Raw genomic sequence first — 16,044 nt, forward strand, 5'->3', positions numbered from 1 at the left:
TTCAAGGCGAAAGTGCCCTAGCCTATGGGTAGCGTCCCTACCCATAGGAGGTCCCGGTGCGCTACAGGATTGCGAGCGCGATTTTCGCGCTCACCACGGCCGGTGTACTGACCGGCTGCGCCGACGGATCGGGGGGACTGCCCGATGCCGGGCTGATGATGCGCGATGCCGCAATCTCCGCCGGCGCAATAGATTCCGCACATCTGGTGCTCCAGGCCGAGGGGTCGGTGCCGGGTTTCCCACTGCGCGGACTGGAGGCCGATGTCGCCAAGAGCGACGGCGGCAGCGCGACCGGCACGGCGACACTGCCCACCGGATCGGTGACGCGGTTCGTCGCCTCCCAGGGCAAGGTTTTCAGTAGATCCGACAACGGAACTCTCGTCCCGCTGCCGTCCGGATTCCCCAGTCCGAGCGGCATGATCGGGCGCGACGGCGGGCTCGCCCGGCTGCTGCGCTCACTGCGAGATCCGGAAACCGTTGGGCGCGAACAGTTCACCGGCATCGATGCGTTCAAGATCCAGGCGGCGGTACCGGCCGAATCGCTCGCGGCGATACTGCCGGGCGCCACCGAGGACGCGACTCTGACCATATGGGTCCGTGTACGGGGAGCCCATCTGCCGCTGCAGACCATCCTCGGATTTCCCGAGCACCCGGACGCTCATCTGAATGTCGCGGTGTCCAAATCACAGGCAGCCTCCCTACCGGGCAAGCAATCATGAAGGATTCCGAAATGACCGACAGCGCAATCGATGTGCTGGATCTGAGTGTCAGCCGAGGTAAGCAGGAGGTCCTGCGCGATATCAGCTTCGCGCTGCCGCCGGGCAGTGTGACCGGATTGCTCGGCCCCAGCGGATCGGGCAAGACCACACTGCTGCGCGCCATTGTCGGCGTGCAGCGCATCCGGTCCGGCAGTGTCACCGTCCTGGGCCGTCCTGCGGGTACGGCCGAATTGCGCAGGCAGGTCGGCTATGTGACACAGCAGCCTTCGGTCTACGGCGATCTGACAATCCGCCAGAACGCTCGCTATTTCGCCAAGATCCAGGGCACCGGCGCGGCCTCCGCCGAAGCCGCGATCCGCGATGTGGGCCTCGCCGATATCGCCGATCGGATGGTCGACGCGCTCTCGGGCGGCCAGCGCGCCCGCGTCTCCCTGGCCTGCGCACTGCTCGCGCACCCGGCCGTACTGGTCCTGGACGAACCGACCGTCGGCCTCGATCCGGTACTGCGCCGCGATATCTGGGCCCGGTTCCACACCCTCGCCGATGCGGGCACCACCCTGCTGGTCTCGAGTCATGTGATGGACGAAGCCGACCGCTGCGAGCGACTGCTCCTGCTGCGGGACGGCCGACTGCTCGCCGACGAGACACCGGACGACCTGCGCGCCGCCACCGGTGCGCCGAATCTCGAGGACGCGTTCCTGCGCCTGATCCTGCAGCAGACCGGCGACTCCGACGACCGAAAGGTGCTCGCCTGATGACTGTTTCGCTCACTCTCGCCACCACCGCGCGCGTGCTCACCCAGGTCCGGCACGATCGGCGCACCATCGCACTGGTCATCACCGTCCCCAGTCTGCTGCTGGCCCTGCTGCGGTACATCTTCGTCGACCGTCTCGACATCTTCGATCAGATCGGGCTGATGCTGCTGGGCATCTTCCCCTTCACCTCGATGTTCCTCATCACCAGTGTCGCCATGCTGCGCGAGCGCGTCAGCGGCACCCTCGAACGCCTGCTCAGCACTCCCGTGCACAAACTCGATCTGCTCTTCGGCTATGCCATCGCCTTCGCCGCCCTGGCGGCCATCCAGGCCTGCGTCGCCTGCGCCGTCGCCTACGGCCTGCTCGGTCTGCGCACCCAGGGAAATATTGCGACGGTCCTGCTGATCGCTGTCAGCACGGCCATTCTCGGCTGCTGCACCGGGCTGTTGACCAGCGCCTTCGCCCGCACCGAATTCCAGGCCCTGCAATTCATGCCGGCCATCGTCTTCCCGCAGATTCTGCTCTGCGGACTCATCTGGCCCCGCGCGGAAATGTCCACCGCCCTGCAGTGGGCCGGCGATGTCATGCCGCTGCGCTACGCGGCCGAGGCCATGGGCGAGGTGGGCACCTTCCCGCTCCCGACCACCCGACTCTGGCTGGACCTGCTGGCCATCGCCCTGTTCGCCATTGCCACCCTGCTCGGCGGCGCGGCCACACTGCGCCGCCAGACCCGCTGATCGACGGGGCCGAAACCTCCTGTGCCACATGATCATCAGAATGCGATTTCATTTGCAAAATCACCGTTAATCTGGGTTTACATTCCTGTTGTGCTGCCGTTTTCCGTGTGCCAAGATCAACCGCGTCGGCTCGGGGGGAATTATTCGGAGGCGGTCGGCAATCCGCACCAGCGCAACCACTCTCGACCACCTCTTTGTCCGTGGAGGGCTACTTCCCTTTGACTTCAAGCACATTCGATCGAATGGTTTGTGGTGCACCACGAAAGTATCTGTGGCACACAGTAACCGGTATTCGAGAACAGGGCGCTGCCAATACCACCCAGGAGCCGCATTGGGAGCGATACTTCTCAGCCGAGATCTGCCCGGAACCCCCGAGGCACTGTTCAACACCATTATTTCTCCGACCACATGGGAACACTGGTTCGGCATCCACCGTGAATTCGTCGGCAAACCGCCCGAGCGCCTGATGGAAGGCTCGACCGTGGTCTCCGAGGTGCTGATCCACGGTATGGCCGAGGAGGTCGAGTGGACCGCGCGGCGACTCGACGAACCCAATCGCGTGGTGCTGCGCGGCATCGGGCAGACCGGTGTGCAATGCGATTTCACCTATTGGCTGCAGGGGACGGCGGCCGGCACGACCGTCACCGCGGGCATCACCTTCACCGGACTGCTGATCACCGACTCGGTGACGAAGGTGCTGGAAAAGCACGGTTACGAGCAGCTCGACCGCACCCTCGGTCAACTAGCCGAACTCGCTTGCGCACTGCATGAATGAGGCGCCGCCAGGACGGCGTCACCACCCCGCTGTTTCACCTGATACATAGCCCGGTCCGCGGATCCGAGGATCTCCCGCAGCGAGTCCCGAGTACCCCGGCGATCACCGATGGCCGCCATATCGACGATTGCGAGCCCGAGGCTGGCAGTGACCGATATCGAACCGATCGGCGCGGCAACGGCGCCGCGTAATCGCTCGGCCGCGGCCACCGCCGCCGCACCGGGCAACCGCACGATGACCGCGAACTCCTCACCGCCGAAGCGGGAGACGATGCTGCCGGCGGGTGCGGCCCGGCGCAATCGATCGGCGATGCACACCAGCACCTCGTCACCGGCGGTATGCCCGAACCTGTCATTGACGGATTTGAACCGGTCGAGGTCGATCATCATCACGCATACCGGCAGCAGTGACGGACGCGCCAGCAGGGCCGCCGAATGGTAGTCGAGCCCGCGCCGGCTCAGCAGCATTGTCAGTGGGTCCGAAAGCATTTCGCTGCGCAGCACCCAGTAGCAGAACTGCAGTCCGGGCGGTACCACGACGGCCGCGGCCATACCCAGCATCATGATCGCCGCCGAGGTCACATCGCCGCTGCCGATCAGCGGAGCCGCGAGCAGCGCGGCCGAGCCGAGTGACCACATCGTGTGCACGGCAAGAGCTTTCGGAGCATGGAACGCGCTCACATAGATGCCGACGATCAACAGCAGCAGCATTCCCACGGACCGCACCACATAGCCGGGGCTCAGTGCGCACACCACGGTGACGGACACATCGGCGATCGCCACCAGCACCAGCGATTCCGCCTCGGCCGGCCAAGGCAGCACAACCCAGCGCACACCCCAGGCCACTCCGGCACCGACGAGCAGCCACAGCACCGCCCGCCCCAGCGGCGCGTCCGGCGCCTGCGGCGACAGCAGCATCAGCACACAGATCGCCGGCGCCACCAACCCGCACACACCGATAGCAACCTTGAGCACCCCGAGTGCCGACCGGGACGCGATCGCGTCGACCACCCATCCGTAGTCGACGTCCTCACGCCACCAATCGCGAAGTAACCGCAGACCAACCCGCATGTACTGCCCCCTCGGCGCCGGACGAACCCTCCTGCACTGACGAACCGCACAGCACCGGACACCCCGCTCCGGCTGCGTATCGCAGTCTATTCAGCCATAATGCAGCAACCGCATGGACTGTAATCCATGTCACTCCGCCGGTGGGCGGCGCAGCCGGGCCGCCAGCCACAGCACCACGCCGTAGCCGAAGGCCGCATCGGCATTGGACACCAGCGCGGAGGACGGGAAGATGATGGCGTGCCGCAGTCCCGCATCGGCCAGGGCGCGCACTCGGGCCAGCACCTCCGCGGGCGTGCCGATCACGAGCCACTCGTGCAGGACCTCGTCCGGAACCTCCTCGATCGCCGCCAGCACCTCGGCTCGGGTCAATTGGTGCGGCATCAGATCGATGAGACCCCGGAAGTCTTCTCCGAAGGGATGTTTCGCGCCGCAGCGCGTCCACACCGCGCCCGGAGCCATCAGACCCAGATAGCGCACCGACGGATTGCGCAGCAGCCGCCGGATTCCCGCCTGCGTACGCGCGGTGACGATCGAGAGCATCTGGGCGGGCACGATCGCCGCCGGATCGCGCCCGGCCGCGCGGGCAGCGGCGTGCACCAGCCCCAGCCGCCGCTGGTACTCGTCCGGTGACATCGACTCCCACGGATACCATCCGTCGGCATATCGCCCCGTCAACTCCAGCATGCGCGGTCCGTGCGCACCGATCCACACCTGCGGCATCCGCCCGGGCGGCGCCGTCAAATCCATTGGCGCCCTGTCGATTTTGTAATACCTACCGGAGAATTCGAGCGGCTCCGTCGCGGTGAGCGCCGCGCGGAGCACCTGCAGCGCCTCCTCCAGGCGGTCCACCGGGCGATTCCAGGTGAACCCGTACGGATCGAGGTTCTCCCGCTCACCGGACCCGATCCCCAGGATGGGCGGCACCTTCGTCATATGCGCGAGGGTGAGAAAGGTCTGCGCCAGCAATACCGGATGCCGGCGGTGCGGATCCGTCACACCGACGCCCAGCTGCACCCGGCCCGCCCCGGCGGCCAGATGCGCGAGCAATGGCGCGTAGTCGAACTGTTCGTCCGGGCTCGCGACCGCCTTCGCCTGTGGCGTGAAGTCGCTGTCCCACACCGCACGTGGGAATACACCGATCAAATGATCCGGTGCCAGCACCGAATCCAGCCGTCCGAGCCGGGCCATCCGCACCATGAGGCGCGCTGCGGCCAAGGGCGGATTCACACCGGCGAGGGTGCCTACCGCGAATGATTTCTGCTGCGAGTCCGACACGATGGTCTCCTCTCGGCGGGCACACCGGAATCGGGCCCTCGCCGATTATCGCGTCGATCCCCCTGTCACGTCCGGTGATTGCGCGCATCCGCCCCGCGCCCGTACCCCGCGAAAAGCCATCTGTCCAGCGGTGATCTGGCCCCGGACGGCGACACTCGCTATGGTTCGGCGATGCAGAGCGCAGAGTTGATCGAACGCGGCAGCACGATCATGGATCGGGTGACATCCCAGCAGTCCGCACAGCCGTGGCAATTGGTGGTCGGCACGGGAGTTGTTGCGCTGCTACTGGTGGCCTTCCGCCCGACCTGGCGGATTCTGCGCAATGTGGTGACCATCGCGCACGAGGGCGGACACGCGTTCACGGCGCTGCTGACGGGACGGCGGCTCAACAGCATCCGATTGCATTCGGACACTTCCGGACTCACCGTCTCGAGCGGAAAGCCGTACGGGCTCGGCATGATTCTCACCAGCGCCGCCGGCTATCCCGCACCCGCGCTGCTGGGTCTGGGCTACGCGGCACTGCTGGGGGCACATCGCATCACCCTCATGCTGTGGCTGACCATCGCACTGCTGGCGGTTCTGCTGCTGAAGGTACGCAATGGATACGGCCTCCTGACGGTCTTCCTGACCGGCGGGCTGATCTTCCTGGTCTCCTGGTTCGGCACCGATACCGTTCAGGCGGCAGTGGCCTATCTGGCGGCCTGGTTCCTGCTGCTGGCCGCGGTGCGACCGGTGATCGAGTTGCAGCGTAATCGCCGGAACGAACCCAATTCCGATGCCGATCAGCTGGCGCGCCTCACTCGCGTACCCGGACTACTGTGGGTATTGGCGTTCGGAGCGGTAGCCCTGTGCTCACTGGTGCTGGGCGCCCGGCTGTTGCTGAACGACGTGACCGGAGTGTGCGTGCCGCCGCTCACTCACAACACGTGTTCCGCGTCCGCCGAGCGGTGACGAACCTCGCGCAACATCACGAGATCGATGCCGCTACAAGATTTCTGGAGAATGCGAGCTAACATTCGCGGTGCACCGTCCGGGTGATCGGGAACACGGCGAACCCCTTCCTCGATCGTCCGGCCGGGTTCGATCGTCAGTGCAGGAGGGTGTGGGATGGAAAGACCGGCATGGGCCCCGGAGGGCGTGGACATGGCGCAGGCGAGTCCGGCTCGCATGTACGACGCATTGCTGGGCGGCTCACACAATTTCGATATCGACCGCCGGGCCGCCGAAATGGGCAAGGCGCTGGTGCCGGACCTGCCGCGACTGGCCCTGAGCAATCGCGCCTTCCTGCGGCGCTCGGTGCGCTTCCTGGTGGATTCGGGCATCCGGCAGTTCCTGGATATCGGTTCCGGCATTCCGACCGCGGGCAATGTGCACGAGATCGCGCAGGAGATCGACCCGGGCTGCCGGGTGCTGTACGCCGATATCGATCCGGTGGCCGTCGCACACGCGCGGGCCATCCTGCAGGGCAATGACCACGCCGCCGCCATCGAGGCCGATCTGCGCAAGCCGGTCGATCTGCTCGCCGCGGCCCGCGAGAGCGGCATGATCGATTTCGAGCAGCCGGTCGGCGTCCTGCTGTTCGCCGTCCTGCACCTGCTCGGCGATGACGACCGTCCGGCCGATACCGTCGCCACGGTGCGCGCCGCGGTGCCCGCGGGCAGTTATATCGCCCTCTCGCATCTCTCCTCGGCCTCCCGGCCGGAGGATGCCGCCAAACTCGGCGCGAACGCGGCCGGTAAGAGCAATGTGGGCATCCACTTCCGCTCGCGCGAGGCGATCACCGAATTCTTCGAGGGCTGGGACCTGGTGGAGCCCGGCGTGGTCGAGCTGCCGGTGTGGCGGCCCGAATCCGAACGCGATCAGCACGAAGCACCCGGCCGCTCACTCGGTTTGGCCGGTGTGGGGCGCAAAGGCTGAGCAGGAGTAGGACTTTCGGGGCAGGGGGTTAGCGGTGGGTGCGGCACACGAACTGGCGGTGCGATGGGCGGCCATGCTCGACGGCGCCGTCGCGCCCACACTCAACCGCACCCAGGTCGAGCAGCTGCTGGATCCCTATGCCGTCGGACTGATCGAGGCGGTGCGCGGCACCGGCGTGACAACGGTGGCGGCCGACGCGGCCGCGGCGCTGGTCGCGGCCAATTATCGTGACCCCCTTGCGGTGCACCGCTCGGTACTGGTGCTCTGCAAGGACCTCGTCGACGCCGTCTGCCCCGATCCCGACTGCCCCGAGTTCGTTCCCGTTCGGGAACGCGCCATCGAGGTGGCCGCCGAATTCGCCGCCGCCTTCACCGCGGGCCTGCGCAATGCCGCACTGGCCGAGCAGGAGAGCACCATGGCCGCCGTCCTGACCGCGGCCCGGGAGGCCGAGGCGCGGCGGCAACTGTCGGAGGCGCGGTTCCAGGCCATCTTCGCGGGCGCGTCGGTGGGCATCGGCACCATCGATATCACCACCGGCCAGGTGGTCGATGTGAACAATGCGATGGCCGAAGTGCTCGGCGTCCCAGCCGAATCCATGCCGGGACGCTCGGTGGCCGACATTCTCGGGCCGATGAATATCGGCGATGCCTTCGCCCGCTTCCAGCAGCTGTTCTCCGGTGAGGTGGACAGCTTCCGCGTCGAATCGGTGCACACCCGCCCGAACGGCACCATCACCATCATCGACCTGTCCATGTCCGTGGTGCGCGACAGCGACGGCAATCCGCGCTTCCTCATCGGTGTCACCGTCGATGTCACCGAACGCAAACAGCTCGCCGATCAGCTCTGGTACGACGCGCACCACGATTCGCTCACCGGTCTGCCCAACCGGCTGCTGTTCTTCGACCGGCTCACCGCGGCGGACGGTCAGGTCGGCGTGTGCTATCTGGATCTGGACGGGTTCAAGGAGATCAACGACCGCCGCGGCCACACCGCCGGCGACCGGGTGCTCTGCGATGTGGCGCAGCGGCTGCGCGCCGTCCTGCCGGAGAACGCCGTGGCCGCGCGGCTGGGCGGTGACGAATTCATCGTGCTGGTCGAACACTGCTCGGGCCGTGAGGAATTGACGGCCGTGGCGGACAGCATTCTCGGGGCGCTGCGCCAGCCGTTCGATGTCGCGGGCCTGTCGGTGACGGTCGGCGCGAGCATCGGCACCGCGCTGGTGGATACCCATTCGACCGCCATCGACGAGCTCATGCATGCCGTGGACACCGCCATGTACCGCGATAAGGCCGCTAGATCACGAAGGGCAGCAGCGCTTTTCGCTCCGCCGGATAATCACTGAACTTCTCCCGGTACCACTTGTGCGTGGCGAAGGCGCGCGGCACCAGATTGCCGAAGGTGATCAGGAAGATGACCACACCCGGCAGCGCCCAGGTGAGCAGCGCGAAGCCCGCCCAGGCCAGCAGCTCACCGAGATAGGTGGGGCTGGTGACGAATCGGAAGCCCAGGCCGAACGGGATCTTGTATTCCGTTGCGCCCGGATTGTTCTTGTCCCGCAGATTGCGAACGATCCACTCCGAGCTGACCAGCAGCCCGAAACCGCACAGGTACACCACCAGGCCGACGAGGAAGCGCGGATCGGTCAGCCAGCCGGTGCCGTACTGCCCCAGGTAGTCATGGCTGAACAGCGCGCCGTTGAGGTACCCGTGCATGCAGGTCACCAGCATGCCCATGCCGAGCACCGAAACATTGAAACTGCTTGTCTTGCCTGGCACCTGGCGGATGGAGAGCGGGAAGAACCAGCCGCGATTGGCGTAGTGCAGGATCCAGATGCCCGCCAGCACCAGCGAGGTGGGCTCGAACCGGTGCGGTCCGGTCAGGTACGCGACCGCGAACACCACGGTGGCCGGAATCTCCATGAGCCACCACCCGAGTTTCGGGTTCAGGTTCAGGCCGAGTTTGGCGGTGGCGAATCGGCCGTAGGGGCTCTGCCCGAACAGCCCGCCCACCAGCACGAACGCGGCGAATGCGAACGCGATCGTGAGCACGGTGTCGTAGACGGTGTTACCGGTATACCAGTTCATTCATGGTCCTTCGTAGTAAAACTAGAACAGGTTCTACCACGCCGGGCATACGATCCGGTACCCATACGCGGGCAGGACACCTAACCGCCCGGTAGGTTGGCGAGAGCCTGGAGGGAGGCGTAGATGGGTGCAGAGGGCTGGGATGTACTCCTGAAGTGGATGCCGTTCTTCCTGGAGGAGGACGAGGAGGCGGCCGATCGATTCGGCCTGGACTGGAATCCGCGATTCATGCAGGCGCGCGACGAAAACACCGGGCGCCATGCGCATTTCGCGCAGCAGGGCAGTGAGATCGAAGTGCTGATCACCGTCCCCGACGATCCCGCTGACGCCGAGCGACTACGCACCGCACTGCGGGCGCAGCCGGAGGGCACCTGGGATCCGTGCCCGCTGCCGCTCGAATCCGATACCGCCACACCGGATCCGCAGTGGCGGGCGGTGCAGCGGGTGCAGGAGCAACCGGAACTGGCGCGCGAATGGGCCGCCGGCTGGCGGCGCGGCGCACCCCTGGAGCAGCGCAGGAAGATCGCGGAATCGGTGGTGGCGGTGCTGGATCGGGGCCTGGCCATGACACCGGATCGGCTGCGCTTCAGCGCCTGGAGCCTGGACGCGCCCGATACCGTCCGCGCCTACGGGCTGCCCGCCGATCGCCCCAGCGAGCGCAATGCGACCACCCAGTGCGCCGACTGGGCCGATTTCGAGATCCGGCTGGCCTGGGCGCTCACCACCCTGCCCTGGGACGGCGTGATCAATCTCAGCACCCCGCATCCCGGGCCCGATCCGTGCTTCGTGCAATTTCTGCACGGGCGGCAGCTGTTCAACGAGGCCAGCGGCTGGGACGTCGCCGGGCTCGGCGCGGGCGAATTCGACCGGCGCATGCAGGATCTGGGCTGGAGCTTCGCACCGCACAGCGTGCCCGGCGGGGCGGCGCTCATCTGGGAGGGTCCACAGGCCAGAGCCGGGCACAACCCGCGACTGCTCAGCGCGCCGCAGCGGACGGTGACAACCTTCCGGGAGGTGTTCGCCGTGCAGCACCCGCAGGATCTGGTGTTCCGGGCCTTCCGCAACGGGCGGCGGCGCGATCCCGAGTTGCGTTATCTCGATGCGGAACTCGGGGTGCCGCGCGACGTGCGTTGAGCCGCAGCCCCTTTCACCGGCGTCAGAGTCGCTGCAGGTGAATGGGCAGCCCGTCGGCGGGTTTGGGTCCGGTACCGGCCACCAGCGGCACCTCGTAGCCGGCGGGCACGCTCCAGCGGTACTCGAGCAGCATGCGGTGCAGCACGGCCTTCACCGTCATACCGCCGAAGTACCGGCCGATGCACTTGTGCGCACCGCCGCCGAACGGCGGCCAGGCGTAGCGATGCGATTTGTCTTCCGCGCGTTGCGGATCGAAGCGCTCCGGATCGAAGACGTCGGGATCGTGCCAGTTCTGCTCGGCGCGCATCATGGTGAACGCCCCGGCGATGATCAGGGTCCCGGCGGGGATGAAGTACCCGCAGATCTCGGTGTCGCTGATGGCCTGCCGCACGATCTGGCCGACCGGCGCGTACATGCGCAGCGTCTCCCGGAACGCCATATCCAAGCCGATGAGACGGTCCGCATCCCCGTAGTCGAGCGTGGACTTGCCCAGCGCACGGGACTCCTCGCGCAGGCGTTCCTGCCACTGCGGGTGCCGGGCCAGCTCGTAGGCCAGCATGGAGATGGCATTGGTGCTGGTGTCGTGCGCGGCCATCATGGTGAAGATCATGTGGTCGACAATGTCTGCGTCACTGAAGGATTCGCCGTCCTCGGTGGTGGCGCGGCAGAGCACACTGAACAGATCGTCCCCCTCGCCGGCGCGCTTGGCGGGCACTTCCCGGCGGAAGTACTCCTCCAGCGTCTGCCGCCCCCGCAGGCCCCGATTCCACACTCCCCCGGGCATATTGGTGCGAATGGCGGCCTGCCCCCCGCGCACGGCGTCTTCGAAGGCATGCGCCAGCCGGGTGCCCTCCGGACCCAGTTCGGCGCCTGCGAACACCACCGTGGCCTGCTCCAGGAGCAGCTGTTTGACGTGGTCGTAGAGCGGAAAATCGCGGCCGGGCCGCCAGCCGTCGACGGCGCGGACAATGCGGGGCGTGGTGAGGTCGAGATAGCCGATCAGGCGCGGGCGGGTGAAGGCCTGCTGCAGAATGCGACGGTGGTAGCTGTGCTCGTCGAAGTCGCGCAACAGGATTCCGCCCCGGAAGAACGGGCCGATGAGGAATTCGTAGCCCTGCTGCGCCGAGAACACATGCTTGCGATCCAGGACCAGTTCCTCGACGGCCTCCGGGCTGCTCACCCCGACAATGCGGCGGCCGAAACCACCCGTCCACTGCACCGGGCCGTAGCGGCGCATCCGCCGGCGCGAGAAGGTGAGCGGATCGGCCAGCATGCTCACGATGTGGCCGATGCCCGGCGGTCCGTAATCACCCATGACGGGTTTGAGCCCGCTGCCGGGCGGCGGGGCGGCCAGGGCCCGGGGCGCGGACGGATATCGCTCCAGCACCCCGGCGGCACGACCTTGAATTCGATGGTTCAGCACGGCTCTACGAGGCACCATGCATTCACGTTAGCGGAAACACTTGTTTCCGTAAACGCTCGTTTCCCAATATCTGTGCGAAGCTGTGAAGGTGACGCGCGCCTTCAGCGGGACCTATCGCGGAACCTCCACCGATGAACGACGCGAACAGCGGCGGCGGCGGCTCCTCGAAGCCGCACTCGACATTGTGGGGACCCAGGGCCTGGCCGCACTGACCGTGCGCGGGGTGTGCGAGCAGGCCCGGGTCGGGCCGCGCTTCTTCTACGAATCGTTCCCGGATCTCGACGCGCTCGCGGGCGCCCTCCTCGACGAGGTGCAGCAGGCGGCCCTGGAGCAGGCCCAGCTCACCATGGCCGAGACCCCCGGCGAACCCGAGGACAAGATTCGCGCCGGAGTGGCCGCACTGATCATCGCCATGACCGATGATCCGCGGCGCGCGAATATCGCCTTCGCGCAGGCCTACGGCAGCGAAGCCCTCATGCGGCGGCGCTTCGCGGGCATGCGGAAGGTCGCCGAGACGATCATCGAGCAGACCCGCATGCTGCTGGACATCCCCGAGGGGCAGGACACCGCGCTCACCGCACTGGCGCAGCTCATTACGGGCGGCGCCGCGGAATTGATTCTGGTGTGGCTCGACGGCGGGCTGAAGGTGGAGCGGCCGGTGCTCATCGAGATCGTGGCCGACTATGTGGTGGCTATGGTGGATCGGCTACCCGGGACAGCCGCGAAGCTGCGCTGAGAATCTTGTCCACCACGATCTTCGCGGTTTCCGCGCAGGCGGTGGTGCCGCCGTGCGCGTATTCCTTGACGGCGTCACCGACATTCCAGAGATTCGGGATGGGGGTGTCGTGCGGCAGGTCGTAGCCCGAGACGGTGCGCTGCGGGGGCCAGTCGTCACGGGTGACGGCAATGGACAGGATGCGCGCCCGATCGAAGCCGTCGATCTCACGACTGAGATCCTGTAGTACCAGGGCGGTTTCGGAGTCGGTGTCGAAATCGCCGACCGAGGGTTTGGGCACGCCGGTGCCCACGTAGAGATGCCAGCCGTCCGGCGCCATTTCCGGGCAGGTGGCGGTGAAATCCGCTACGTAGCACAGGCGTCGGGTGTTCACGAAGCTCAGCAGCCCCGGTGCGTCGATGAGAGGCTCCCGGCTGGCGAAGTTCACCGAGATCATGGCGCTGGGCAGATCACCCTGCAGCACGGTGCCGATATAGCTGGGTGAGAAGTGTTCCGGACCGACCAGATCCAGGGTGGCCGAGGGGCCGATATCGCTGACCGCGAAATCACAAGTGAGCTCGGTCGTTTCGCCATTGCGCACAAGACGTGCGCCCGTGATGCGGCCGTTGTCGACATGCAGCCGGGAGACCTCGGTGTCCAGCCGGACCTGTCCCCCATTGCGTTCCACCACATCGGCGAGTGCGCGCCACAGGCCGATGGTGCCCTCGGGACAGAAGCCGAAGTTTCCGAATGTCAGCTCGGCGAAGTGGGTGAGGAATACCCGCGCGGGCAGCTCATCGGAGCTGACGGCGAAGCCCGCACCGCACATGGCACGGAAGACGCCCTGCACCGCAACGTTTTTCGTATGCCTTCGCACCCAGTCGGCGGTGGACAGCTCGCGATCGAGAACCTCGTGCGCCTCGCGGTCCATAATGCCGTTCAGCAGTGGCGCGCCCTGCCGGATGAGCTGCGACAGCAGCAGACCCCAGCCGCCGCTGGTGACATCCACCGTGCGGCCGCCTATTCGATACAGGATCGACGGATTGGCCGGGCGGACTTCGAATTTCGCGCCCACATCGGTGAACGTCTGCTCGGTGCTGCCGCCCAGTTCGACGACGATGGCACCGGTATTGATCTTGAATCCGTCGATTTCCTCGGTGGAGGCACGTCCACCGACCCGGTCCAGACGTTCGACCACCAGCGTGCGGTAGCCGTGGTGCGACAGCCGGGCGGCGGCACAGAGGCCGCCTGCCCCGGCTCCGACAACCAGTGCGTCCCAATGGTTCTCGCTCATGGCGAGGCTCCCTGGAGAAAGGCTCAGCCGGCGGGGTTCAGCCCTGGTTGAGCGTCGGCCATATCGGTGATGCGACTCCAATTCTCCCGTACCTCGGCGATACTCGGAACGTCCGGGAACAACACCGGCTTATTGGCGAACAGCTGTACACGTTGTACAGAACCGTCGCCGACAATCACTACGAGACCGGTGTCCTCGCACTCCCGGCTCAGCAGATATCCGACAACCGGAGCCGCGTGTGCGGGTGGAAGTCGTTGCAGCAGATCGGCGGGCGCGATGTCGGCGGTCAGGCGCGTGGCGGCCATCGGGGCAACAGCATTGACGGTGATGTCGTACCGGCCGCCCTCGATGGCGAGGGTATTGAGCAGGCCGATGATCCCCAGTGTGGCTGCGCCGTAATTGGCTTGGCCGAAATTGCCGAAGAGGCCGGCGGTCGAGGTCGCCATGACGATGCGGCCGTGGCCCTGTTCGCGGAAGTGCCCCCAGGCCGCATGCGTGAGGTTGTACGCGCCGAACAGGTGCACCCGCAGTACGGCCTCCCAGTCGTCGCCGGTCAGATTGGCGAAGCTGGTGTCCCGCAGGATGCCCGCGTTATTGACAATGCCGTGTATCGCGCCGAATTCGTCCAGCGCGGTGCGAATGAGGGCGGCCGCGCCCGCCTCGGTGGCGACACTGTCGTAGTTGGCGACCGCTGCCGCACCGCTCGCGCGGAGCTCGGCGACCACGGCATCCGCCACGGCGCTGCCGGATCCGGTACCGTCGCTATCGGCCCCTGAATCATTGACGACAACCCACGCGCCCGCCCGGGCCAGCATGCGCGCGTAGTCTCGACCCGAACCACCCCCGGCCCCGGTGACAATGACGACTCGATCGGTGACACCGGGCATGAGGCTCCTTGGTGAGCGCAGGGCGAACAACTCCGAAATTCGTTCGCCACGTGTACGGTCGCCGCTGCCCGCCACCGATCATTCTACGCGGCCTAAAGCTCCTGTTGACAGTACAAATTGCCGAAACGCCTGTGCGCACCCGCAATTCGGCGTCCGCAGGAGTGCGGAGCAGGCCCACGCTCGTACCGGTACCGGCCGGTCGATACGTTGGGAGTGTGACGCCCCACCTCCATCAGCTTTTTCCGGACCTGACCGGCACCGTCCCGCATATCGCACTGGGAACGAGCCCGACACCCGTGCGGCGGCTGTCGGCGCTCGACACCACCGGCGCGGAGCTGTGGGTCAAGGACGACAGCGTCTTCGGGGCGGGCGGCTGGGGCGGTAACAAGGTCCGCAAACTGGAGTGGTTGCTGCCCGACGCACTGCGGCTCGGGCGCCGCACCATCGTGACCGTGGGCGGGCTGGGCACCAACTGGGGGTTGGCGACCGCGCTGTACGGGCGCGAGCACGGGCTGAAAACCGTTCTGGCACTGGTCGATCAGCCGGTCGACGACCATGTGCGCAGTCAGCTGGAACGCCTGCGCGCATCCGGGGCGGAACTGCATTTCACACACACCAAAGCCCGCACGATCCTCGTCGCACCAGTCATTCTGGCCCGCAACTTCTCCGGGCGGCGGCCGCCGTATCTGCTTCCGGCGGGCGGCTCCTCACCGGTCGGAGCGCTCGGCTATGTCGAGGCCGCGCTGGAGCTGGCCGCGCAGATCCGCGCCGGTGAGCTGCCCGAGCCGTCGCATATCGTGACCGCCGTGGGCTCCGGCGGCACGGTGGCCGGGCTGTCGCTGGGAATGCGGCTTGCGGGTCTGCCGACACGGGTGGTCGGTGTCGTCGTGAACGACACACTGCGCCTGGACGAGCCGACGCTGACCCGGCTGGCCGATCGCACCGCGCGCCTACTGCGCGATCGGGGCGCCCAGCTGCCCGAGAACGTCTCCCCCACCGGCAATCTCGATATCGTGACCGACTGGATCGGGCCCGGCTACGGCTACCCGACACCGGAAGCCACTACCGCCCAGACACTTTCGGCGGATCTGGAGCATCTGAATCTGGAGCCTGTCTACACCGCCAAGGCCATGGCCGCCCTGCTGGATATGAACGCGCACGGCCGGTTCGGGCGCGGCCCGGTCGTCTTCCTCAATACCAACGGTCCACGCTGACGGGGTCCCGAAGGCGGGCGGCGACCCCATCCACGGCAAGGGACT

16 protein-coding genes are annotated in these 16,044 nt (G+C 66.7%); 10 read left to right on the forward strand and 6 right to left on the reverse strand.

What is annotated here, in order from left to right:
- Positions 1 to 56 precede the first annotated feature (56 nt).
- The 4 genes from ABZX86_RS11515 (at position 57) to ABZX86_RS11530 (ending at position 2,986) form a co-directional block, all read left to right on the forward strand.
- Positions 57 to 719, forward strand: coding sequence for an LppX_LprAFG lipoprotein (locus ABZX86_RS11515; RefSeq protein WP_355122468.1), 663 nt, complete (start codon positions 57 to 59; stop codon positions 717 to 719).
- Positions 720 to 730: 11 nt separating this feature from the next.
- Complete coding sequence (locus tag ABZX86_RS11520) at positions 731 to 1,474, forward strand: ABC transporter ATP-binding protein (RefSeq protein ID WP_355122470.1); 744 nt, start codon at positions 731 to 733, stop codon at positions 1,472 to 1,474.
- Positions 1,474 to 2,211: an ABC transporter permease gene (locus tag ABZX86_RS11525; protein WP_355122472.1), complete on the forward strand. Its 738-nt coding sequence runs from the start codon at positions 1,474 to 1,476 to the stop codon at positions 2,209 to 2,211. Before ABZX86_RS11520 ends, ABZX86_RS11525 begins: the two co-directional genes overlap by 1 nt.
- A 331-nt stretch (positions 2,212 to 2,542) precedes the next feature.
- Positions 2,543 to 2,986 carry an SRPBCC family protein gene (locus ABZX86_RS11530; RefSeq protein WP_355122474.1) on the forward strand — a complete coding sequence of 148 codons (444 nt, stop codon included), beginning with the start codon at positions 2,543 to 2,545 and terminating at the stop codon, positions 2,984 to 2,986.
- Here the strand turns inward: ABZX86_RS11530 and ABZX86_RS11535 are convergent.
- Together ABZX86_RS11535 and ABZX86_RS11540 are read right to left on the reverse strand one after the other, a co-directional pair.
- On the reverse strand, positions 2,950 to 4,056 hold the full coding sequence (locus ABZX86_RS11535) for a GGDEF domain-containing protein (protein ID WP_355122476.1): 1,107 nt from the start codon (positions 4,054 to 4,056) through the stop codon (positions 2,950 to 2,952). The two genes, ABZX86_RS11530 and ABZX86_RS11535, sit on opposite strands and share 37 nt — an antisense overlap.
- A gap of 129 nt (positions 4,057 to 4,185) precedes the next feature.
- A complete protein-coding gene (locus tag ABZX86_RS11540; RefSeq protein WP_355122478.1) occupies positions 4,186 to 5,331 on the reverse strand; it encodes an LLM class flavin-dependent oxidoreductase in 1,146 nt (381 codons plus the stop codon).
- Between the two features lie 171 nt (positions 5,332 to 5,502).
- On the opposite strand from ABZX86_RS11540, the gene ABZX86_RS11545 reads away from it, so the two are divergent.
- From ABZX86_RS11545 to ABZX86_RS11555, 3 genes are all read left to right on the forward strand, one after another.
- The gene (locus ABZX86_RS11545; RefSeq protein WP_355122480.1) at positions 5,503 to 6,282 is read left to right on the forward strand and encodes a M50 family metallopeptidase; all 780 of its coding nucleotides are present in this window, start codon (positions 5,503 to 5,505) and stop codon (positions 6,280 to 6,282) included.
- A gap of 156 nt (positions 6,283 to 6,438) precedes the next feature.
- Positions 6,439 to 7,248 (forward strand): SAM-dependent methyltransferase, encoded by an 810-nt coding sequence (locus tag ABZX86_RS11550; RefSeq protein ID WP_355122482.1) that lies wholly within the window; start codon positions 6,439 to 6,441, stop codon positions 7,246 to 7,248.
- Between the two features lie 34 nt (positions 7,249 to 7,282).
- A complete protein-coding gene (locus tag ABZX86_RS11555; protein ID WP_355122484.1) occupies positions 7,283 to 8,590 on the forward strand; it encodes a sensor domain-containing diguanylate cyclase in 1,308 nt (435 codons plus the stop codon).
- On the opposite strand, the gene ABZX86_RS11560 is transcribed toward ABZX86_RS11555, so the two are convergent.
- A complete protein-coding gene (locus tag ABZX86_RS11560; protein WP_355122486.1) occupies positions 8,541 to 9,332 on the reverse strand; it encodes a 3-oxo-5-alpha-steroid 4-dehydrogenase in 792 nt (263 codons plus the stop codon). The genes ABZX86_RS11555 and ABZX86_RS11560 overlap by 50 nt on opposite strands.
- A gap of 123 nt (positions 9,333 to 9,455) precedes the next feature.
- Here ABZX86_RS11560 and ABZX86_RS11565 point away from each other — a divergent pair, with 123 nt between their 5' ends.
- Positions 9,456 to 10,466, forward strand: a complete 1,011-nt coding sequence (locus ABZX86_RS11565; RefSeq protein WP_355122488.1) for a hypothetical protein — start codon at positions 9,456 to 9,458, stop codon at positions 10,464 to 10,466.
- Positions 10,467 to 10,488: 22 nt separating this feature from the next.
- On the opposite strand, the gene ABZX86_RS11570 is transcribed toward ABZX86_RS11565, so the two are convergent.
- Entirely contained in the window at positions 10,489 to 11,907 is a 1,419-nt protein-coding gene (locus ABZX86_RS11570) for a cytochrome P450 (protein ID WP_355122490.1), read from the reverse strand.
- 70 nt (positions 11,908 to 11,977) lie between these two features.
- Between ABZX86_RS11570 and ABZX86_RS11575 the strand changes: the two genes are divergently transcribed.
- Positions 11,978 to 12,625 (forward strand): TetR family transcriptional regulator, encoded by a 648-nt coding sequence (locus ABZX86_RS11575; RefSeq protein WP_355122492.1) that lies wholly within the window; start codon positions 11,978 to 11,980, stop codon positions 12,623 to 12,625.
- Here the strand turns inward: ABZX86_RS11575 and ABZX86_RS11580 are convergent.
- Positions 12,582 to 13,898: an FAD-dependent oxidoreductase gene (locus ABZX86_RS11580; RefSeq protein ID WP_355122494.1), complete on the reverse strand. Its 1,317-nt coding sequence runs from the start codon at positions 13,896 to 13,898 to the stop codon at positions 12,582 to 12,584. The two genes, ABZX86_RS11575 and ABZX86_RS11580, sit on opposite strands and share 44 nt — an antisense overlap.
- A gap of 23 nt (positions 13,899 to 13,921) precedes the next feature.
- Complete coding sequence (locus ABZX86_RS11585) at positions 13,922 to 14,785, reverse strand: SDR family NAD(P)-dependent oxidoreductase (RefSeq protein WP_355122496.1); 864 nt, start codon at positions 14,783 to 14,785, stop codon at positions 13,922 to 13,924.
- Between the two features lie 215 nt (positions 14,786 to 15,000).
- On the opposite strand from ABZX86_RS11585, the gene ABZX86_RS11590 reads away from it, so the two are divergent.
- Positions 15,001 to 15,999, forward strand: a complete 999-nt coding sequence (locus ABZX86_RS11590; RefSeq protein ID WP_355122498.1) for a pyridoxal-phosphate dependent enzyme — start codon at positions 15,001 to 15,003, stop codon at positions 15,997 to 15,999.
- The last annotated feature ends 45 nt before the right edge of the window (positions 16,000 to 16,044 follow it).

The sequence above is a fragment of the Nocardia sp. NPDC006630 genome, from assembly GCF_040611495.1.
In the GTDB taxonomy this organism is placed as follows: Bacteria; Actinomycetota; Actinomycetes; order Mycobacteriales; family Mycobacteriaceae; genus Nocardia.